Here is a 17,656-nt window from a genome sequence, read left to right as displayed (position 1 = left end):
AAACACTAGCAAACGAAGTATCAAAAGTTGAAACTTATTTTTGAGAAATATATAATGAAATTTAATTAGAGTTTGTAAATGAATAAAACAATAAGATTTTTGTTGATTTTTTGTGTGTTTCAATCATTGTGTGCTCAAAAAAAATACAATTTTGAAACCCAACAAAGTCAATGGAAAACATCAGAAATGGAACAATGGTCTTTTGTTAAAGATAAACAATATACAGGAGAAACCGCTCTTAAGTATTCGTTGCCAAATAAGGTAAAAGAAGTAGGAGCGATTTATAGTATAGAAACCGGACATACAATTCATAAAGTTAGAACGGCAAAACAAAATGGTAAAGAGGTTATTGTGGCCAGTACTTACGAGGGAACTCTACTGTCAGTAAATTATAATGGACTGGTGCTTTGGAAAAATAATGTATCGGGGTTTATGATACACGATCTTTGGTGTGTAGATCTAACAGGTGATGGAGATGATGAAGTTTTGGTTGCCAATGCCGATGGTCGTATTTATTGTATCAATGCAAAGGGAAAAGAATTGTGGAATTACCAAAAAAATGAAGTTCCTATGTATGCGGTAACAGCTGTTAAAAAAGAAGGACAGTATTATGTTATTGGGGGAAGTTTAGATTTAAATTGTTATTATTTGTCTGCTTCAGGAAGTTTGGTAAAACAACTAAAGTCTAAAGATTATTCCAAAGAAAAAACATGGGGTACTACCACAGCCAAAGACTTTGTGCATTATGCCAATTTTTTAAGACCCATGCCCAAAGATGCAGAGAATGATTATTTAATTATGCATGCTAGTAACAATCCTTCGCAAGACAAAGGAGCAATTTATGTGTTTGATGTGTTGGCCGATAATCCTATTAAAAGAATAGAAACCCAAGCAACAAGTCCTATTGGAGAATTGCGTTTTTCGGATTATGATAAAGATGGAATTTATGAAATTCTGCTAGGAGCTTCTAACCATCAAAATGAAGCCAATGTAGCTAGAGTCCATTTAAAAGACGATACCACAGACCAATACAAAATTAATAAATTAGGATTTGGATATTCTGTAGTACAGCCAGAGTTGATTGTGGATGTAGATCAAGAAAAGTATTTATTCTTAGTAGGAAATCATATGGTTTTGGTGTCAAAAGACTTTACATCAGAAGAAAAGTTAGAAACCAAATATGCGTATTATGATATGTGGAAACGTTCCAATTCCAATCAACTAATTTTGGCAAGTTGTCAAAGTGGGGGAAGTCAAATTCATATAGTAAATACAGGGCATCCAAATTGGAAACAAGAATATCAAGCTTTAATTCCTAAAGGAAAAATTCAAGAAATTTTAGCAAATACAACAAAGTCAAGAGAAGCCTTAGCTAGATATCAACAGCCATCGGAGCAAAGAGCAGCAAGAGCTATTTACTTTATGACAGAGGATTTAAGTAGTGGCTTGGCAAAGTTGACCGCAACAAATATTAGAAACCATTACCAAAGTCCAAAATTTTTGGGTGGTAGTCATTTTTCTAAGACAGAAAATTGGGATCGATCGTCTTTAGGCAATGCAAAGTATCAGCAAAAAAGAGACGGACGTAAAAAATACGTACTCAGTCAGCAAGAGTCTATAAATATGATCAATGCTTGGTACGATGAATCTCCAGCGGGTGACGAGGGAATTGCTTACTGGGGTGGGCATGGTAACGATCCGTACTTTTTTCAGCTAGAAACAAGAAAACAAACTCTGGATTATGCAAAAGGGAAAAAAACAGTGATGATTTTTCCTGAGCTAGAAGATCATTCAGAAGATTTTGCTTGGGTTATGGAGGATATGTTTTATCCTTTAGCGGCCTATTGCCAAACAAAAAATGCAAATATTTATGTAAGAACTAAGCATAATTTTTGGCAGGCCAATGTATACATGCCTATGTGGAAAGGATTGTTGTCTGGAAAATATGCGAATGTTTTTGTGCCTTCTATGGAAGAAACCACAGACAAAGCCATGGATATAAGTATCGCCAGCAGAGTAGGTATTTGGGCAAGTGGTGCAGTAACTGATTGGGGTACTAGAACTGTACCAGATAATCCTAGTTATGACAGGTCTAGGCAATTTTGTCATCAACAACTTCCCAATCACTTTTTACGTCATTTAATTTATCATATGGCTAACGGAGCAACCTATATCAATAATTTTGCAATTGATCCAGATTACATGAGTATTGTATGGGAATTGGTAGCTAAAGGAGCATTGTTTGTGCCCAAACCCAATGAGTTGTTAAGCATTTCTCCAGTACATATCAGTATGCTACCTCCAGATACTCATTTTCTTACAGAAGGAAGTAGTTTAAAATGGGCTACGCATTACGACGAAGAATTTATCAATAACAATGCTTTTGTGTTTAGCCGACAAAATGCCAATTGGATGGGAGCAAAAAACACACCCTGGGATTTTTCTAGCTATGCAGCAAATGTAAAAGACCGAAGACAAAATTATTTGCCAAATTATCCAAACGGATTAGTTTTAATTACTCCTCCACAGCAAGGAGCAAATGCAGATCTTACAGCACCTAGAGGAAAGCTAAAAGATAAGTTGCACCCTTTATACAAAAACATTTTAAAAGAATATTATACCGATGGTAGGTATTATTATTCTGAAGATGGCACGCAACAATACGATGCAAAAAATTATCATCATACAGTTCAAAAAGACATTCAACAAAGAGCAAAAAAAATGCCTTTAACAGTTTCTGGTGATGTGGCTTGGGTGGTAGCACAAACATCGTCTACAAATCTAAGATTAACACTTATTGATGGAGGATATCTAAATCCTAAGGCTCAAAAAGCGGTGGTACAGTTTCAGACAATAAATCCTATTGAAATGAGAGATATTTTAGATGGAACTTCTTACCAAGTCCAAGGAACGGTTACTGTAGATGTACCTTTAGGTGGTTTTAGATTTATAGACATTACGTTAAGTTCTCCTTTAAATTAATCGTATATGAAAATAAAAATCAACATTTTTTTAGGTCTGTTTTTAACCATAATGATGGTAAAGGCACAAGAAAAAATAAACGTTTTAGATCGTTCTTATTACGGTTTTGAAATTGAAACAGGAGACGATGGTTGGTGGATGCAGCAGCCCGATAATTGGTCTATAGTGAACAATAAAGGAGCCGATGGAACCCAAAGAAGTTTAAAGTACACCAATGCAACTTCTTTTACGGGTAGTAAAAAAGCATTTGGAAGTTCTTCCATTTCAGAGATGCTTATCAATTTAAAGTCGGGCAGTTATGAACTAAAAGCTATGATTTGGGTTGCTAGCGAATCTACGTCTATATCAAAAATAAGAGTGAATTTTAGAACAGAGGGCAAGAATGATGTCAATGTTAATTTAGATGTAACTTCTGTAGTTAAAGATCAGTGGGTTGAAGTGAAGGTTCCTTTTACCCTTTCAGAGCCGTTTGAAAACACCAATGTTAGAATTGTGATGGATAGCAGTACAGGAGCTGTCGGAACTTTTTATTTGGATGATTTACAGCTTTTAGTTCCCGCATCTGTCATTCCAAAAGAATTGGCATATACAAGTAAAATTGAAACCACCAAAGAGAAAAATCTTAGTCTGGTAGCAGGGGTTTATGATGTGAGCCTGCAGGTTTGGGTAGCCAATAAAACTACAATCCCCAGCTTTTATACACAAATTGTTGCTCCATGGCATTCTACAGAATGGAATTTAGAAGAGGTAGCAAAGGGGCAGTGGATTTTACTTACTAAAGAGGTGGTAATAAGTGAATCGGTTCAAGAAGGAACATTTCAAATTTTTGTTCCCAATTTTTCTGAAGAAGGTCCATATCAAGGAGAATTTTATGTAGATGATATTATGTTTAAATTAAAGCGAGCGTATAGCAACCCTAAGTTTGAACTGAAGGCAATAGGAGAAACTTGTTTAGATAAAAACAACGGACAGATACACATTGATACAGAAACAGAAGGAACGTATTTTGTGGAGTTTAATCAAGAAAAGAAAACGTTTACTCAGGCTATAACTATTACAGATTTAACCCCAGGAGAATATCGTTTAAAGCTAGGTTCTATGCAAACTTCTGTTTCCAACGAGTATGTTTTAACAGTTCCAGAGGCAACCCTATTAGAAGTAAATTTATCTTCACTAAGGAATACAACAAAGATTGAGATTGTTCAAGGAACTGCACCTTATACAGTCTATAAAAATGGAGAAAAAGTGAAACAGTTTTACCAACCATTTTTTGAAATAGAAAGCCAATTAGGAGATTTAATAGAGGTTGAAACCGCAGTAAGTTGCGAAGGAAAACAATCTAATTTAGACCAATTGATAACGATAGTTCCCAATCCCGCAAATCAATATTTTAATATTTCTTGTCCTGTAGGAGCTCAGCTAAGCATATTTAGTACTTCAGGACAACTGGTCAAAGAAATAGAAACACAACAGGCTAGGCCAAGAATAGAATTGAATAAAAATTTAAGCGGAGTTTACTTTGTGAAAATTTCATTTGGTTCTAAGTCAGTTATTAAGAAGCTAGTTGTTAAGTAAATGTATTCAGAAAATTTTACGCAAAAGAACATAATATCTCCTGTAAAAGACATCTGTGTCATGATGAGCGTCTAAATTTACACTAACTTAACGGATCAAAATTTATCAATCCTATAGAGCATGATTTCAATTTTACAACAATCAAAGATTTTTATTTTAGGTGTTTTCTTAATGGCTTGTAGCCCATCAAAAGAAACGCCATCAAAAACGTTAAGTAACCAACCCAATATTGTGTTGTTTGTGGCAGATGACCATGGAAAAGATGCTATAGGAGCTTATGGAAATAAAGTAATTCAGACTCCAAATTTGGATCAATTGGCTGCAGAAGGAGTACGATTTAACAATGCGTATTGTACCAGCGCAAGTTGTGCTGCAAGTAGATCTGTAATTCTAACAGGAAAATTTGGACACGCAACCGGATCTTACGGACATGTGCACGATTATCATCATTTCAGCACTTACGATCATGTAAAATCATTACCCATATTATTAGAACAGGCAGGTTATGAAACCGCTAGGATTGGAAAATACCACGTGGCACCAGAAAAAGTGTATCATTTTAATACGGTTTTGGAGGCCAACCCTAGAAGTACCTTAGAGATGGCCGATGCTTGTGTGGATGTCATTCAATCAAAAAAGCCCTTCTTTTTATATTTCTGTACAGACGATCCTCACCGCGGACATCCTTTTAAGTCTGAACCATGGAATTTGCCTAACTCGTTTGGAAATAAAAAAGAACCTTATCCAGGGGAAAACCAAGTGGTCTATGATCCTAATGACGTTGTTGTTCCCGATTTTTTGCCAGACACCAAAGAGTCTAGGGAAGAAATAGCTCAATACTATCAAAGTATATCCAGAATAGATCAAGGTTTTGGACGTTTGATGCAGCACTTAAAAGAAGCAGATAAGTTAAACAATACTATTGTTTTTTATATTTCGGATAACGGAATGGCTTTTCCTGGAGCTAAAACAACAGTTTATGAACCAGGAATTCAGCTTCCATGTATTATTAAAGACCCTAGCCAACAAGAAAACAAAGGAGGGATAAATAATGCCAAAATTTCTTGGGTAGATATTACTCCAACTATTTTAGATATGGCAGGTGTATCTTATGATAAAAAGGAATTTCACGGAAAGTCTTTTCATGGAATTCTTGAAAAAGAAAATCCAGAAGGTTGGAATACTGTATATGCATCGCACACATTTCATGAAATTACCATGTACTATCCTATGAAAGCCGTGATTCAAGGAAAATATAAGTTGATATGGAATATTGCTTGGCAATTAGACTATCCATTTGCATCAGATTTATGGGCTTCTTCTACTTGGCAAAGTGTGTATAGAAATCATGAAGAGATGTATGGAAACAAAACTGTAGAAGATTATTTAAAACATGCGGAATTCGAGTTGTTTGATTTGGAAAAAGATCCAGGAGAAACCAACAATCTTGCGTTAGATGAGGCATATCAAGAAAAATTAGCCGAACTAAAAGCACAGCTTAGAAAATTTCAGTTACAAACCAAAGATCCCTGGTTAATTATGTGGGATCACGATAATTCTCTACAAGGAACAGGGGTAGATTTATAATCAGAAAAACAGAACCAAAGATAGAAATGAAACGTAGAAATTTTTTAAAAAATGCGGCAGGTGCAGCTGTTGCAGCCAGTGTAATACCTTTGTCTTCTTGCAAATCTTTAGACGGAGTTGCAGAGGAAATTAACCAAGGAAATACCAGTGCCACGGCTGTAGAAGGTGATGGGCAATGGCATCAGTTAGGAACAGGAAAAAAAGTCCCCAATCCTGAAAGAAAAAAGACAGTAACCTACGATGTAGTTGTGGTTGGAGCAGGAGTTGCAGGTATTTGTTCAGCAGTAGCATCGGCAAGAAATGGAGCCAAAACAGTATTGATTAATGACCGTCCTGTTTTAGGAGGAAATGCATCTAGCGAAATTCGTGTTACTCTTAACGGAGTAAACCGTTTGTCTACAGGAAAAGCAGAAAGAGAAACAGGAATTGTGGAAGAAATAATGTTAGAAAACCGTTTGTACAATCCGCAACAATCGTATCCTGTTTGGGATCATATTGTGTACGATTATGTAGTTAGAGAACCTAATTTAACCGTTATGTTAAATACGCAGGCCATTGATGCTACAATGGAGGGAGCTAAAATTGTTTCTACAAAATGCTGGCAATTAACTACCGAAACAGAATTTACCGTAAAAGGAGATATGTTTATTGATTGCTCAGGAGATGGATTGATGGCTGCAAAAGCAGGAGCGTTATACAGAACCGGAAGGGAAGGAAAAGCGGAGTTTAATGAAACCTATGCACCAGACCAGCCAGATGGATGGCAAATGGGAGCTTCTATTTTATTACAAGGAAAAGATCACGGCAGACCGATGCCTTACACAGCACCGACATTTGCAAAAAAATACGATGGAGACAATGCCAACCACGAAAGAAAAATTAGTCAATATTTAGATGGATATTGGTGGGTAGAGCTTGGAAGTGATCATGATATTATAGATGTGCAAGAAGACAACCGTCATGATTTGATGGGATATTTGCATGGGGTTTGGGATTACATAAAAAACTCGGGAAAATATCCAGATTCTGCAAATTATGCTTTAGAATGGGTAGGTTCTTTGCCAGGACGTAGAGAGTCTCGTCGTTTTATAGGAGATCATATATTGTCAGAAAGAGATTTAACAGGGCATAGACATTTTGAAGATGCTATTGGTTATGGAGGTTGGTCTTTGGACGAGCACAATCCAGGAGGAATTTTAGATATTAAAGAGCGTCCAAGTTTTTTTCACGAACGTTTTAAAACCGTTTACCAAGTTCCTTTTAGTTCTTTGTATTCTAAAAATATAGACAATTTAATGTTTGCTGGGCGTAATGCAAGTTTAACTCATATTGCGTTGTCATCAACACGTATTCAGGGAACTTGTGCATTGATGGGGCAAGCCACAGGTACAGCAGCAACTATTTGTGTAAACAAAAAAATTACACCACGAGAAGTAAAGCAGAAGCACATCAAACAGTTACAAGAAATGCTAATGCGAGACGATGTGTACATTCCAAAAGTAGTAGCTAATGATCCTAAAGATTTAGCTAAAAAAGCGAGTGCTATTTTCGCTACATCAACCAAATCTGGAGCTGCAAAAAATGTCATCAACGGAATTTCTAGAGACATTGACGGAGAAATAAACCATTGGCAGTCCGAAGGGTTGCCAGCTACCTTTCAGTTAGAGTGGGAACAGCCCGTACAGCTTTCTAAGGTAGAGATAAAATGTGATACCAATTTGCATAAAAATATCACTATGCGAAAACAACCATTGTCAGACAGACAAAGAAAAACGTTTATTGACACCGTGCCTCCAGAGTTGCTAAGAGAATTGGATTTAGAGGTGAGAGTGAATGGAACATGGATAAAAGTTGGAACAAAAGACAGAAATATTGCTCGCTTGATTAAATTTGATTTTACCAAAATAAAAACATCGGCAATTAGAATTCAGTTAAAACAAACGTATGGACATAAAACAGCTAAGTTGTTTGAAATAAGAGCTTACGAAGCTTAAAAAAATAAAAAAATAGCAGAGCTGTGATTGGTGAATTTAAGTTTGAAATTTATCAATCACGGCTTTTTACCTAACAAAAACATATTGCATTTTTACAAGTTGTATTGTTTTACAATAAACACCGTGTTTATGAATCGCTTACAAAACATAAAAACACCCTTTTTTTTAAGACTCCACACACACAGAATTTATCTCTTTTTTGTATTGGTGTTGATGTGTTTTTTGCAATCATCTAACACAGTTTCCAATCCTTCAGAAAAAGTACATAAGGTTGCAGTTGTGCATCCTGCTATTGATAAAAAAAATCCGATAGTATGTTATTTGGTAGAGAGACAAAAGGCTAATGGAAACAAAGAATTTTATTTAGATGTAGATTCCGTTAATTGTGGAGAAAATGTTTGCAAGGTAGTTACGGTGCGCATGTTTTGGGATGAAATAGGACGATATACACATTATGAGTTGCAAGATGGAGAGGGATTGGAAAAAAAAGAAGGAGCTCCGTTTACCTCTGAGGACTATAAAAAGTTAGAATGGGTACTACAGAACAAAAATTCTGAGCTAGCCCATGTATTTAAAGACAATCTTGTAACTACCGATTTTATAGAACACGGTGCGGTAGATGTAGATGCTGTATCTGGAGCAACATCTACCGTAAGTCCTAGCGAAACCGTTGAAGGAGCTGTTTGGACTTGTTATACATTATGGCATTGGGCAAACGGAGAAATAGAATCCCAGATAAAAAACATTACAAGAAAACAGTTTTCTGAAGATGATTTGATTGCTGAGTTTTTAAAAAATAAAGATTCAGATTATAAAAAATTTGCCATCGAAAGTTTTCTGTTTTTAGGTCTTAAAGATACTGCTACAGTAACAGAGGTAGTACAGCAAGCAGTTTTTAGTGAGTATGCTGTTTTTAAAAGAGCAATGGATTATATAGAAACCATACCTGCTAAACATTATTATGCTTCGGTGACTTATTTGTTTGCTAAAGGAGACTATAAAAAACGAGTAGCTTGTCTTAACTCAGTAGCTAAAACCAATAAAGGAGAAAATACAGCATATTACAATCAGCTAAGTAAGCAAATAGCTACGTTTAGTTATCAAGAAGTAGAAATGTTTTTAAGCAATTTAAAGCAGCACCAATTTAGCTCGGATTTGCTTATAGAACAATTGGTAAACTTATTAGAAGCAGATAATTTTTTAATTGCTAGAAGAGCGTACTGGTTTTTGCTAGATGAAGAAGAAAACCTGCATGCAAAACAAAAAAAGAAATTAAAAAAGTTTAAAAAACAATACAAAGATAGATTATAATTTATAGAATAAATGAAAAATAACAGCATTCAAAAAATATGGGTATCACTGTGTTTATTATTCACAATACACCAAATCCAAGCAAAAGAAATTATAGAAATCCATCCTAGTGATGATGTTACAACTGTGGTTAGAGAGGCTATAGCAAACACAAAAGATAAAGATCTAAAATTAGTGTTTTCTAAAGGAGTATATCACTTTTTACCCACTTATGCACAAGAAAAATTTTGTTACATTACCAATCATGGAAATGGCTTAAAAAAGATTGTTTTCTTGTTTCAAGACTTTAACTCTGTAACCCTAGAAGGAAATAATGCAGAATTTATTTTTAGAGGTCAAGTAGCCCCTTTTCAATTTCTAAATTGCAAGCAAATCTCTGTAAAAGGAATTACTATAGACTGGGATATTCCATTCAGTTTTCAAGGAGATGTAACTGCAGTAAATAAAAAAGAACATTGGTTTGAAATGAAACCTTATACCAAAGGATATTCTTGGAAATTGCAAAGAGGACGTATTATTTTTCCAGATATAGAACATTTTTACTTTGCTTCTTTAGGAAGCACTTTGGCTTTTGATAAAGCTACAAAACAAGTTGCTTATGGTGCTTTTGACATGTCTTTAAGACCCAATAAAGTAGAAAGAAAACCGAATGGAATTCTAAGAATTTACGACGAAAACATCAAACATTTTCCAAGAGTAGGATCGGTATTTCACTCCAAAGGACCACACGAACAAAATCGTTATGCTCCAGCTTTTCAAGTAACAGAATCTAACAATATTATTTTTGACAAAGTTGTTATTCATCACGCATTGGGAATGGGTTTTTTGTTCGAAAGATGTGATGGAATTCAAATTTTGAATTCGGGAATTTACATCAAAGAAGGGTCGGATCGAGCGATTTCAACTATTGCAGATGCTACACACTTTGCCAATTGCAAAGGACAAATTTTGGTTGATAATTGTCGTTTTGAAGGGATGTTAGACGATGGTACCAATGTACATGGAACTTATGTAGAGGTACACAAAATTTTGGACAAACAGACGGTTAGAATTCGCTTAATGCATTTTGAGCAAACAGGATTTAAATTTGCAGATAAAGGAGATGAGGTTTGGTTTATTAAAAGTCCAAATCCGTCTAGAGGTACGATAAATACAGTAAAATCCATTCGATACATTAATGATAGATTTACGGACATCACCTTTGGAAATGAAATTCCAACCACTTTAAAAGATGGAGATATTTTAGAAAACAAAACCTGGAATCCTGAATTTACGCTGCGTAATTGTGTAATTAGGGATCACAGAGCTAGAAATATCATTATTAAAACCCCCAAAAAAATCTTGTTAGAAAACAATGATTTTTCGTCTATGATGTCTTCCATCATGCTAAGAGGAGAAAGTTATTTTTGGTTTGAGTCAGGTAGTGTAGAAGATGTAACCATTAGAAACAATCGTTTTAAACATGTAGCCTACGGAGGAGCTCCAGGGCATGCAGTACTAAAAGTATCGCCAAGGCTAGGATCAGCCTTTGATCAGACAGCTGTTTACGATAGAAATATTTTGTTTGAAAACAACACAATTGAAACCTTTGACAACTGTATTGTTTGGGCGGACAGGTTAGATGGACTTGTTTTTAAAGGAAACAACATACAGCAAACATCCACAGAAAAACCTCAGTATCCTGATAATGCCTTGTTTTACCTTAAGAATTGTAAAAACATCAACATTACAAGAAACACATATACGGGAACGGTAACCAAATATTTTGATGTGGATAAAAACACAGAAGCAACTCTTACGGTTAAAAGGAATAAAGGTTTTAAGTATTCAAAAAAATAAAATCCCAAATGAAAAAAAGAATCCTAGCCATAGCTTGTTTGTTTACTAGTTGTTTTTTTGCTCAGAATGTACAAAAACAAGCTGCACACGAAATCAAAGATTTAGAAAAACTAATTGAAAAAGCAGAGAAAAGAGGAATTGACGTTCTGAAGGAAAAAACAACAATTAGAACTGCAGAAATATTTTTAGAGTTTGCCGATTGGGATCAAAAAAATATAGAATCAAATACCAAGGCATTCAAGTTGGTAGCTTCTTACAAACCCAAAGCAGCAACATATGCCAAAGAATTGCCAGATTTTGAAAGAAAAGAGGTTTTGTTAATGCTAGAAAAAGCAAAAGAAGAGTTGTCTTTGGTGTTAAGTGGAAAACAATTTAGAACACCATCACCACAAGTAGATTGGAAAGAAGTTTATGTAGATGGAGATCAAATTACTTATAAAGACCAACCTGTATTCTTGGCAGATTATACTTGGAAACCCAAAACATCCAAATTGACAGCATATCACGGAAATCAAGATGGATTTTTTATCACTCCACCTTATGTAATTAATGAAAAAGGAGATCTTCAGCCTAAAAAGGAACAAGAATTAAAAGCTAAAAAAGAGGGCTCATTAGGATTTATTTTTTTCAACCACAAGTCCGTACCCAATTGGGCAAAAGAAAAGTTTGGACCTAATTTTAGTATGAGAGAAGATACGTATACGGGTTACGATATAGACAATCCAGGAGCTAGAGTTATTCAGAAAGCCTTAATCAAAGCTGTGGTTCCCAGTACTGCAGGTAAAAAGTTTTCTGAACTAGGATACATGTTGTGTAACGAACCTCATTTTTATACACAAACAGATAAAACTAAGAATAAAAAACCTTGGGCTTCTGGAGGAGTTTCGCATTTTACGATGGATAAATTTAGAGACTGGTTACAAGAAAAACATAAAAATATTACATCTTTAAACAAGGTATGGAAAACCAACTTTAAAAATTTTCAGACTGTGGAATTGCAAATTCCTATTGATATCAGCCTAAAAGGAACACCAAAATGGTACGATTGGGCTGCCTTTAATATGGATAGAGTAACAGATTGGTATCGTTTTATGAAAAATGAAATTCAAAAGTACGATCCAGAGGGAAAAGTACATTTAAAGATCATGCCTAATTTGTGGACTGAAAATGCAAGAATACATGGAATAGACTTAGAGGCGTTGACCGAAATGAGTGGTATTATTGGAAACGATTCTGGTGCAGAACACAAAAGAATTTGGCAAAAAAAGCCTTATGAGTGGGAAGAGCACTACGCTTTTGATTGGAGAGAATTGTGTATGGGATTTGATTTTATGAAATCTGTAAGTCCAAACAAAATCAATTTTAATTCAGAACTTCATTATTTATCTACTAATAGATCTCGTGATTTATATATGAATCCAGCATATGCAAGAGCTACTTTTTGGTTGGCACATACTTATGGAATGACAGCTAGTCAAATTTGGTATTGGCCAAGAGGAGCTAATGGAGCTATTTCTAAGAAAGCTAAAAATGATAAAGGTTACGCGGGATCTAACAACATGCAACCCAGAGTAACCAATGAAGTTGCTATGACGTTGATTGACTTAAACAGTTTTGGACGTGAAATTATGAGTTTGCAACGTTTAAGAAAGCCTTTGCGAATTTTTTATTCTAAAACATCTGCCATTAACAAAACCAGACATATGGACGATGTGTTTGAGTTGTATGAAGGTTTACATTTTAATGGGACTTCTTTAGGCTTTGTAACCAAAGACATTATTAACAAACAAGAAAATACTTTGTGGGATGTAGTCTTGGTTCACAAAACACCCTTTGTAACTCAAGAAGAATTTAACGCATTACAAGCTTATTTAAATCAAGGAGGAACGATTGTTTTAGATTCAGAAAGTTTAAAGTACAATGAATATGGAGAGGCTATTTCTACAGAACTAAAACAAGAAAAAGGAAAGTTGATAAAAGTAGCAAATACCCTAAAAATGGAACAAAAAGCAATGGATTTGCTAGCAGAAAAAGATTTATTGCCAAGTATACAAGTAACAGAAACAAATCCTTTAAAAGTAAAAACTTGTGTATGGAAGTCTATTAAAAAGCAAGATGGTAAAGTTGTATTATCGGCTGTAAATGTTGGAAAAGAGCCAACACAAATTCACATTTCTATGGATGGGAACTTAACACCAGTTTGCAAAGATCTGATTAAAGGAATTGCTGTAACCAACAAACCTACTTTAGCACCTAACGAAGTATTTTTTGTTGAGGTTGATACTAAAAAATAATCGACCTACATAGAGATACAGAAAACCAACAAACTAGCCTTCTGTTGGTTTTTTTGTTTAATTGTTAGAGAATTTTAAAAAGAGGATTAATTTACTATCAGAAACAAAATGTAAATGCAAAAGAACAACATAACCAAAGAAATAAACGTACTTGTGCTCTGTAAAACACAATAAAAAATTAACAATGATTTACAGGAAAATACTTCTATTCATTTCCTCATGCTTATTTTCTTTTTTATGTACAGCACAAAAAAAGGAAGTACAAGTAGTACTGTTGGCTGGGCAATCTAACATGGCTGGTCATGGAAATTTTGATGCCCTAGATGAAAAAGCTTTGGATAGGGTAAAAAAAGCAGGAATTAGGGTTAAGTTGGCTACAAGAGAACCACAAAAAAAAGAGCCTGTTCCTTTAACGTGGTATAATGGAGGTAGCAATAAAAAATACAATTTTAAGAAGCATTTTGGGCCCGAGCTGTTTTCAGGAGTAGTATTGTCTGAAACGTACCCAGAAGATGATTTTTTGTTGATTAAAACGGCCGTAGGAGGAACTTCTTTGTACGGAGCATGGAACCCGAATTGGACACAAGAGAAAGCAAAAATTGCAGAACGAGGTGCAGCCAGACAAAGTATGCAGCTGTACCAAAAACACATCAAGAATATAAAAAGCAACCTAGCTGTTTTAGAATCAAAAGGAATTCCTTATAAAATAGTTGGAGTTTTGTGGATGCAAGGAGAAGCAGATACCAATAATGAATTAAAAGCTACGGCATATCAACAAAATTTAGAGAATTTAATTGCAGCATACAGAAAAGAATTTGGTATTGAAAAATTACCTTTTGTTATTGGACAAATCAACATTCCTCCCCGAAAGTTTAAACAAGGTCCTACTTTGGTAAGAAAAGCTATGGAACAAGTGGTTGCTGATAATAAAAATGTTGCTTTGGTAAAAACTTCTACCGATGTTTCTTGGACAGATTATCCAAAACATTCTGATGATACACATTACAACACAGAGGGGCAGAAAAGACTAGGAGTTGCTTTTGCAAAAGCTTTATGTTCAATCCTTAAATAACAATAAAATGAAAAATAGTTTCGTTCTCATTTTATGTTGCTTGATTGGTTATACCGTGCTAGGACAAAAGCAACCCAATATTGTTTTTATTTTGGTAGATGATTTAGGATATGCTGATGTAGGTTTCAATGGATCAAAATATTATGAAACTCCTAATCTGGATAAATTAGCAAAAAATAGTTTGTTGGTAGACAATGCTTATATGTACCCTACTTGTTCTCCATCAAGAAGTGCAATTTTTACTGGGCAACAATCTTTTAGAACAGGAGTGTACAATGTACCTGTTTTAGAGCATGGAACTGCAGAAGAAAATATATTTTCTAGATGGACAGTAACTAAAGATCATGAAATTTATGCACAGCCTTTGGCAAAAAGTGGATACAAAGCCATTCACTTAGGGAAATATCATATTGTAGGACCTTACCCAGAAAAGGAACTGAATCAACCATATCCTTTTCAGCAAAAATTAACACAACCAGAACCAGGAGATTATACTTGGCTGGCAGCACATAAAACCAAAGAAGTGTTACAATACTATCCGCAAGGACGTGGATTTATTGAAAACGTAGGAGGAACGTATAAAGGAGATCCCGCTTTTGAAATAGAAGGCTACAAAAGTTATAAGGGAGGATATAGAGCTCCGTTTAGTAATCCTTTTATAATTAATAAACCATCGGATGAATGGTTAACAGATCGATTGACAGATGAAGCGATTCGTTTTATGGGAGAACATAAAAAAGAACCTTTTTTCATCAATCTAAATTACTATGCAGTACACAAACCTGTAAAAAGTAGAAATGATAAATTGTACAACAAGTACATTAAGAAAAAAGGAGATAAAGTTACGGGACAGGGAATAGGGCCAGAAAACAAGCGAAAAGTTATGGCTGGATATGCTACAATGATTGAGTCTGTAGACGAAAATATTCAGAAAATTGTAACATATTTAGACAAAGAAGGCTTAAGAGAAAATACATTAATTATTCTTACATCTGATAATGGTTACAACATTGGCGAAAACAATTTGTTAAGAGGACGAAAGAGACAAATTTATGAAGGTGGTATACGTGTACCTTTGCTTATTAATTGGCCAGGTAAAATAAAAGAGAGAAGAACCCATGTTGCAGTTAGTTTGCTAGATTTTTTTCCTACTTTTTTAGAGTTAGCAAACATTCAAAACTATCAACAAACGTTAGATGGAAACTCTTTGGTTCCTTTGTTTAAAAAAGATGAAAAATCTTTAGAGAAAAGACCTTTGTTCTGGCACTTAGCTAGTAACAATAAAAAACAAAAAGCGTGTTCTGTAATAAGGAAAGACAATTATAAGTTAATTCAGTATTTGGCTACTGGAGAATTGGAACTTTATAATTTAGAAAAAGATCCTAAAGAGTCTGTTAATTTGGTCAAAACAGAATCTAAAAGAATACAAAAACTATTGAAAGAATTGGTAGAATGGCGAAAAGAAAATAAGGTTCCATTGCCACCTAACTCTGTACTTCAAAATTAAATAAAATCAAATCCAGTCCTAATAAAGGCTGGCTTTGTTGTAAATAGTACTTATAGCGACATCTATTTAACGTACAAGTATATCTTATTACTTTGATTTTATTTTCTTCGTTTTAATGAAATAATATGATTTATGAATATCAATAAAAAATTAATAAGCTCATTGGTGTTGCTTTTTACAATATCAGTCTATAGTCAACAATCTAAACCCAACGTGTTGCTAATCATGGTAGATGATATGAATGATTGGATTGGTGCTTATGGAGGACATCCGCAAGCCATTACTCCTAACATGGATGCATTGGCAAAAAAAAGTACAGTGTTCAAGCAGGCTTATTGTTCAGCTGCGTTATGCAACCCATCAAGAACAAGTATGTTAACCGGATACCAACCTTTTAGAACAGGTGTTCATGGTAATGAAGAAAATTTTAGAAAACAAAAAGGATTTGAAAACACAGTAACGTTGCCACAATATTTTGCTGCCAATGGTTATAAAACAGCTGCAGCAGGTAAAATTTTTCACAGTCCAAGAGGAACCAAACCTACACCTAAGCCAGGAAGTGATCCAGGTTCTTTTCAACAAGAACATAAAGGAGGTTTGGGGTGTCAATATCCGCCAAAGGAACAACGTTTTCAGCAGGGATTAGATTTTAAAAAAGCAGGCATAAAGGGTAGTAAAACTCGTTCTTTTGATTGGGGAGGAGTTCAGATTAAAGACGAACAAACCAACGATTGGAAGTCATCGGATTATGCAGCTCGTTTTTTAAGACAAAAACACAACCAACCTTTCTTTTTAGCATGTGGTATTTTTAGACCTCACTTGCCTTTGTATGCTCCTCAAAAATATTTTGATTTATTTGATGAAGATAAGATTCAACTTCCTAAAATTTTACAAAATGATTTAGACGATGTTGGAAAAACTGGTAGAAATTGGGCTGGTAAAAAATTACATCAAGAGATTTTAAGAAATCAGAAATGGAAATCTGCTGTTAAAGCTTATTTAGCTTGTTTAGCCTATGCAGATGCTTGTGTAGGAAATGTATTAAACCAGTTGGAAAATAGCGAGTATAAAAACAATACCATTGTTGTATTAATGGGAGATCATGGTTGGCATTTAGGAGAAAAAGAACATTGGTCTAAACAAACACTTTGGGAAGAGGCTACAAAAACTCCTTTAATTGTTTACAATCCATTCAACGGAGCAAAAGGAGAAAGTACTAGAACGGTTTCTTTAATAGATGTATATCCAACATTGTTAGAAATGTGTGGTTTGCCTAATAAAACAGATTTAGATGGAAATAGTTTTGCACATTTGGTAGCCAATCCAAAGGGAAAATGGAATCACTCAGCTTTAACTTCTAAAGGAGATGGGAACTATACTCTAAGAAGTGAAGATCATAGATACATAGTTTACGGTGATGGTTTTGAAGAGTTATACAATCATAGAACAGACCCAATGGAGTGGAATAATATTGCTAAGGATCCTGAAAATAAAG

General features: G+C 34.6%; 10 protein-coding genes. All 10 read left to right on the top strand.

Annotated features, from left to right (window positions below; all coding sequences use genetic code 11):
- The first annotated feature begins 78 nt into the window (after positions 1-78).
- The gene (locus tag FS85_RS15415) at positions 79-2,982 is read left to right on the top strand and encodes a PQQ-binding-like beta-propeller repeat protein (RefSeq protein ID WP_050809640.1); all 2,904 of its coding nucleotides are present in this window, start codon (positions 79-81) and stop codon (positions 2,980-2,982) included.
- Positions 2,983-2,988: 6 nt separating this feature from the next.
- On the top strand, positions 2,989-4,557 hold the full coding sequence (locus FS85_RS0109150; RefSeq protein WP_010135925.1) for a T9SS type A sorting domain-containing protein: 1,569 nt from the start codon (positions 2,989-2,991) through the stop codon (positions 4,555-4,557).
- 120 nt (positions 4,558-4,677) lie between these two features.
- Positions 4,678-6,144 carry a sulfatase family protein gene (locus FS85_RS0109145; protein ID WP_010135924.1) on the top strand — a complete coding sequence of 489 codons (1,467 nt, stop codon included), beginning with the start codon at positions 4,678-4,680 and terminating at the stop codon, positions 6,142-6,144.
- Positions 6,145-6,170: 26 nt separating this feature from the next.
- Complete coding sequence (locus FS85_RS0109140; protein ID WP_010135923.1) at positions 6,171-8,138, top strand: FAD-dependent oxidoreductase; 1,968 nt, start codon at positions 6,171-6,173, stop codon at positions 8,136-8,138.
- A 129-nt stretch (positions 8,139-8,267) separates the two neighbouring features.
- Positions 8,268-9,449: a hypothetical protein gene (locus tag FS85_RS0109135; RefSeq protein ID WP_139062179.1), complete on the top strand. Its 1,182-nt coding sequence runs from the start codon at positions 8,268-8,270 to the stop codon at positions 9,447-9,449.
- 12 nt (positions 9,450-9,461) lie between these two features.
- Complete coding sequence (locus FS85_RS0109130) at positions 9,462-11,288, top strand: right-handed parallel beta-helix repeat-containing protein (protein ID WP_010135920.1); 1,827 nt, start codon at positions 9,462-9,464, stop codon at positions 11,286-11,288.
- An 8-nt stretch (positions 11,289-11,296) separates the two neighbouring features.
- Positions 11,297-13,582, top strand: a complete 2,286-nt coding sequence (locus tag FS85_RS0109125) for an alpha-amylase family protein (RefSeq protein WP_010135919.1) — start codon at positions 11,297-11,299, stop codon at positions 13,580-13,582.
- A 184-nt stretch (positions 13,583-13,766) separates the two neighbouring features.
- Complete coding sequence (locus FS85_RS0109120; protein WP_071585713.1) at positions 13,767-14,654, top strand: sialate O-acetylesterase; 888 nt, start codon at positions 13,767-13,769, stop codon at positions 14,652-14,654.
- Positions 14,655-14,661: 7 nt separating this feature from the next.
- Positions 14,662-16,161: a sulfatase gene (locus FS85_RS0109115; protein WP_010135917.1), complete on the top strand. Its 1,500-nt coding sequence runs from the start codon at positions 14,662-14,664 to the stop codon at positions 16,159-16,161.
- A gap of 132 nt (positions 16,162-16,293) precedes the next feature.
- Positions 16,294-17,656 (top strand): sulfatase (locus tag FS85_RS0109110; protein WP_033194675.1); only part of this gene is annotated, 1,363 nt, incomplete at its 3' end.

The sequence above is a fragment of the Ochrovirga pacifica genome (assembly GCF_000220525.1).
Lineage (GTDB): Bacteria > Bacteroidota > Bacteroidia > Flavobacteriales > Flavobacteriaceae > Ochrovirga > Ochrovirga pacifica.
This window is presented reverse-complemented; position numbering and strand designations above follow the sequence as displayed.

Coding starts and splice junctions, on each gene's coding strand:
- FS85_RS0109115 (WP_010135917.1), top strand. CDS start 14,662: ATGAAAAATAGTTTCGTTCTCATTTTATGTTGCTTGATTGGTTATACC.
- FS85_RS0109145 (WP_010135924.1), top strand. CDS start 4,678: ATGATTTCAATTTTACAACAATCAAAGATTTTTATTTTAGGTGTTTTC.
- FS85_RS0109140 (WP_010135923.1), top strand. CDS start 6,171: ATGAAACGTAGAAATTTTTTAAAAAATGCGGCAGGTGCAGCTGTTGCA.
- FS85_RS0109135 (WP_139062179.1), top strand. CDS start 8,268: ATGAATCGCTTACAAAACATAAAAACACCCTTTTTTTTAAGACTCCAC.
- FS85_RS15415 (WP_050809640.1), top strand. CDS start 79: ATGAATAAAACAATAAGATTTTTGTTGATTTTTTGTGTGTTTCAATCA.
- FS85_RS0109150 (WP_010135925.1), top strand. CDS start 2,989: ATGAAAATAAAAATCAACATTTTTTTAGGTCTGTTTTTAACCATAATG.
- FS85_RS0109125 (WP_010135919.1), top strand. CDS start 11,297: ATGAAAAAAAGAATCCTAGCCATAGCTTGTTTGTTTACTAGTTGTTTT.
- FS85_RS0109130 (WP_010135920.1), top strand. CDS start 9,462: ATGAAAAATAACAGCATTCAAAAAATATGGGTATCACTGTGTTTATTA.
- FS85_RS0109120 (WP_071585713.1), top strand. CDS start 13,767: ATGATTTACAGGAAAATACTTCTATTCATTTCCTCATGCTTATTTTCT.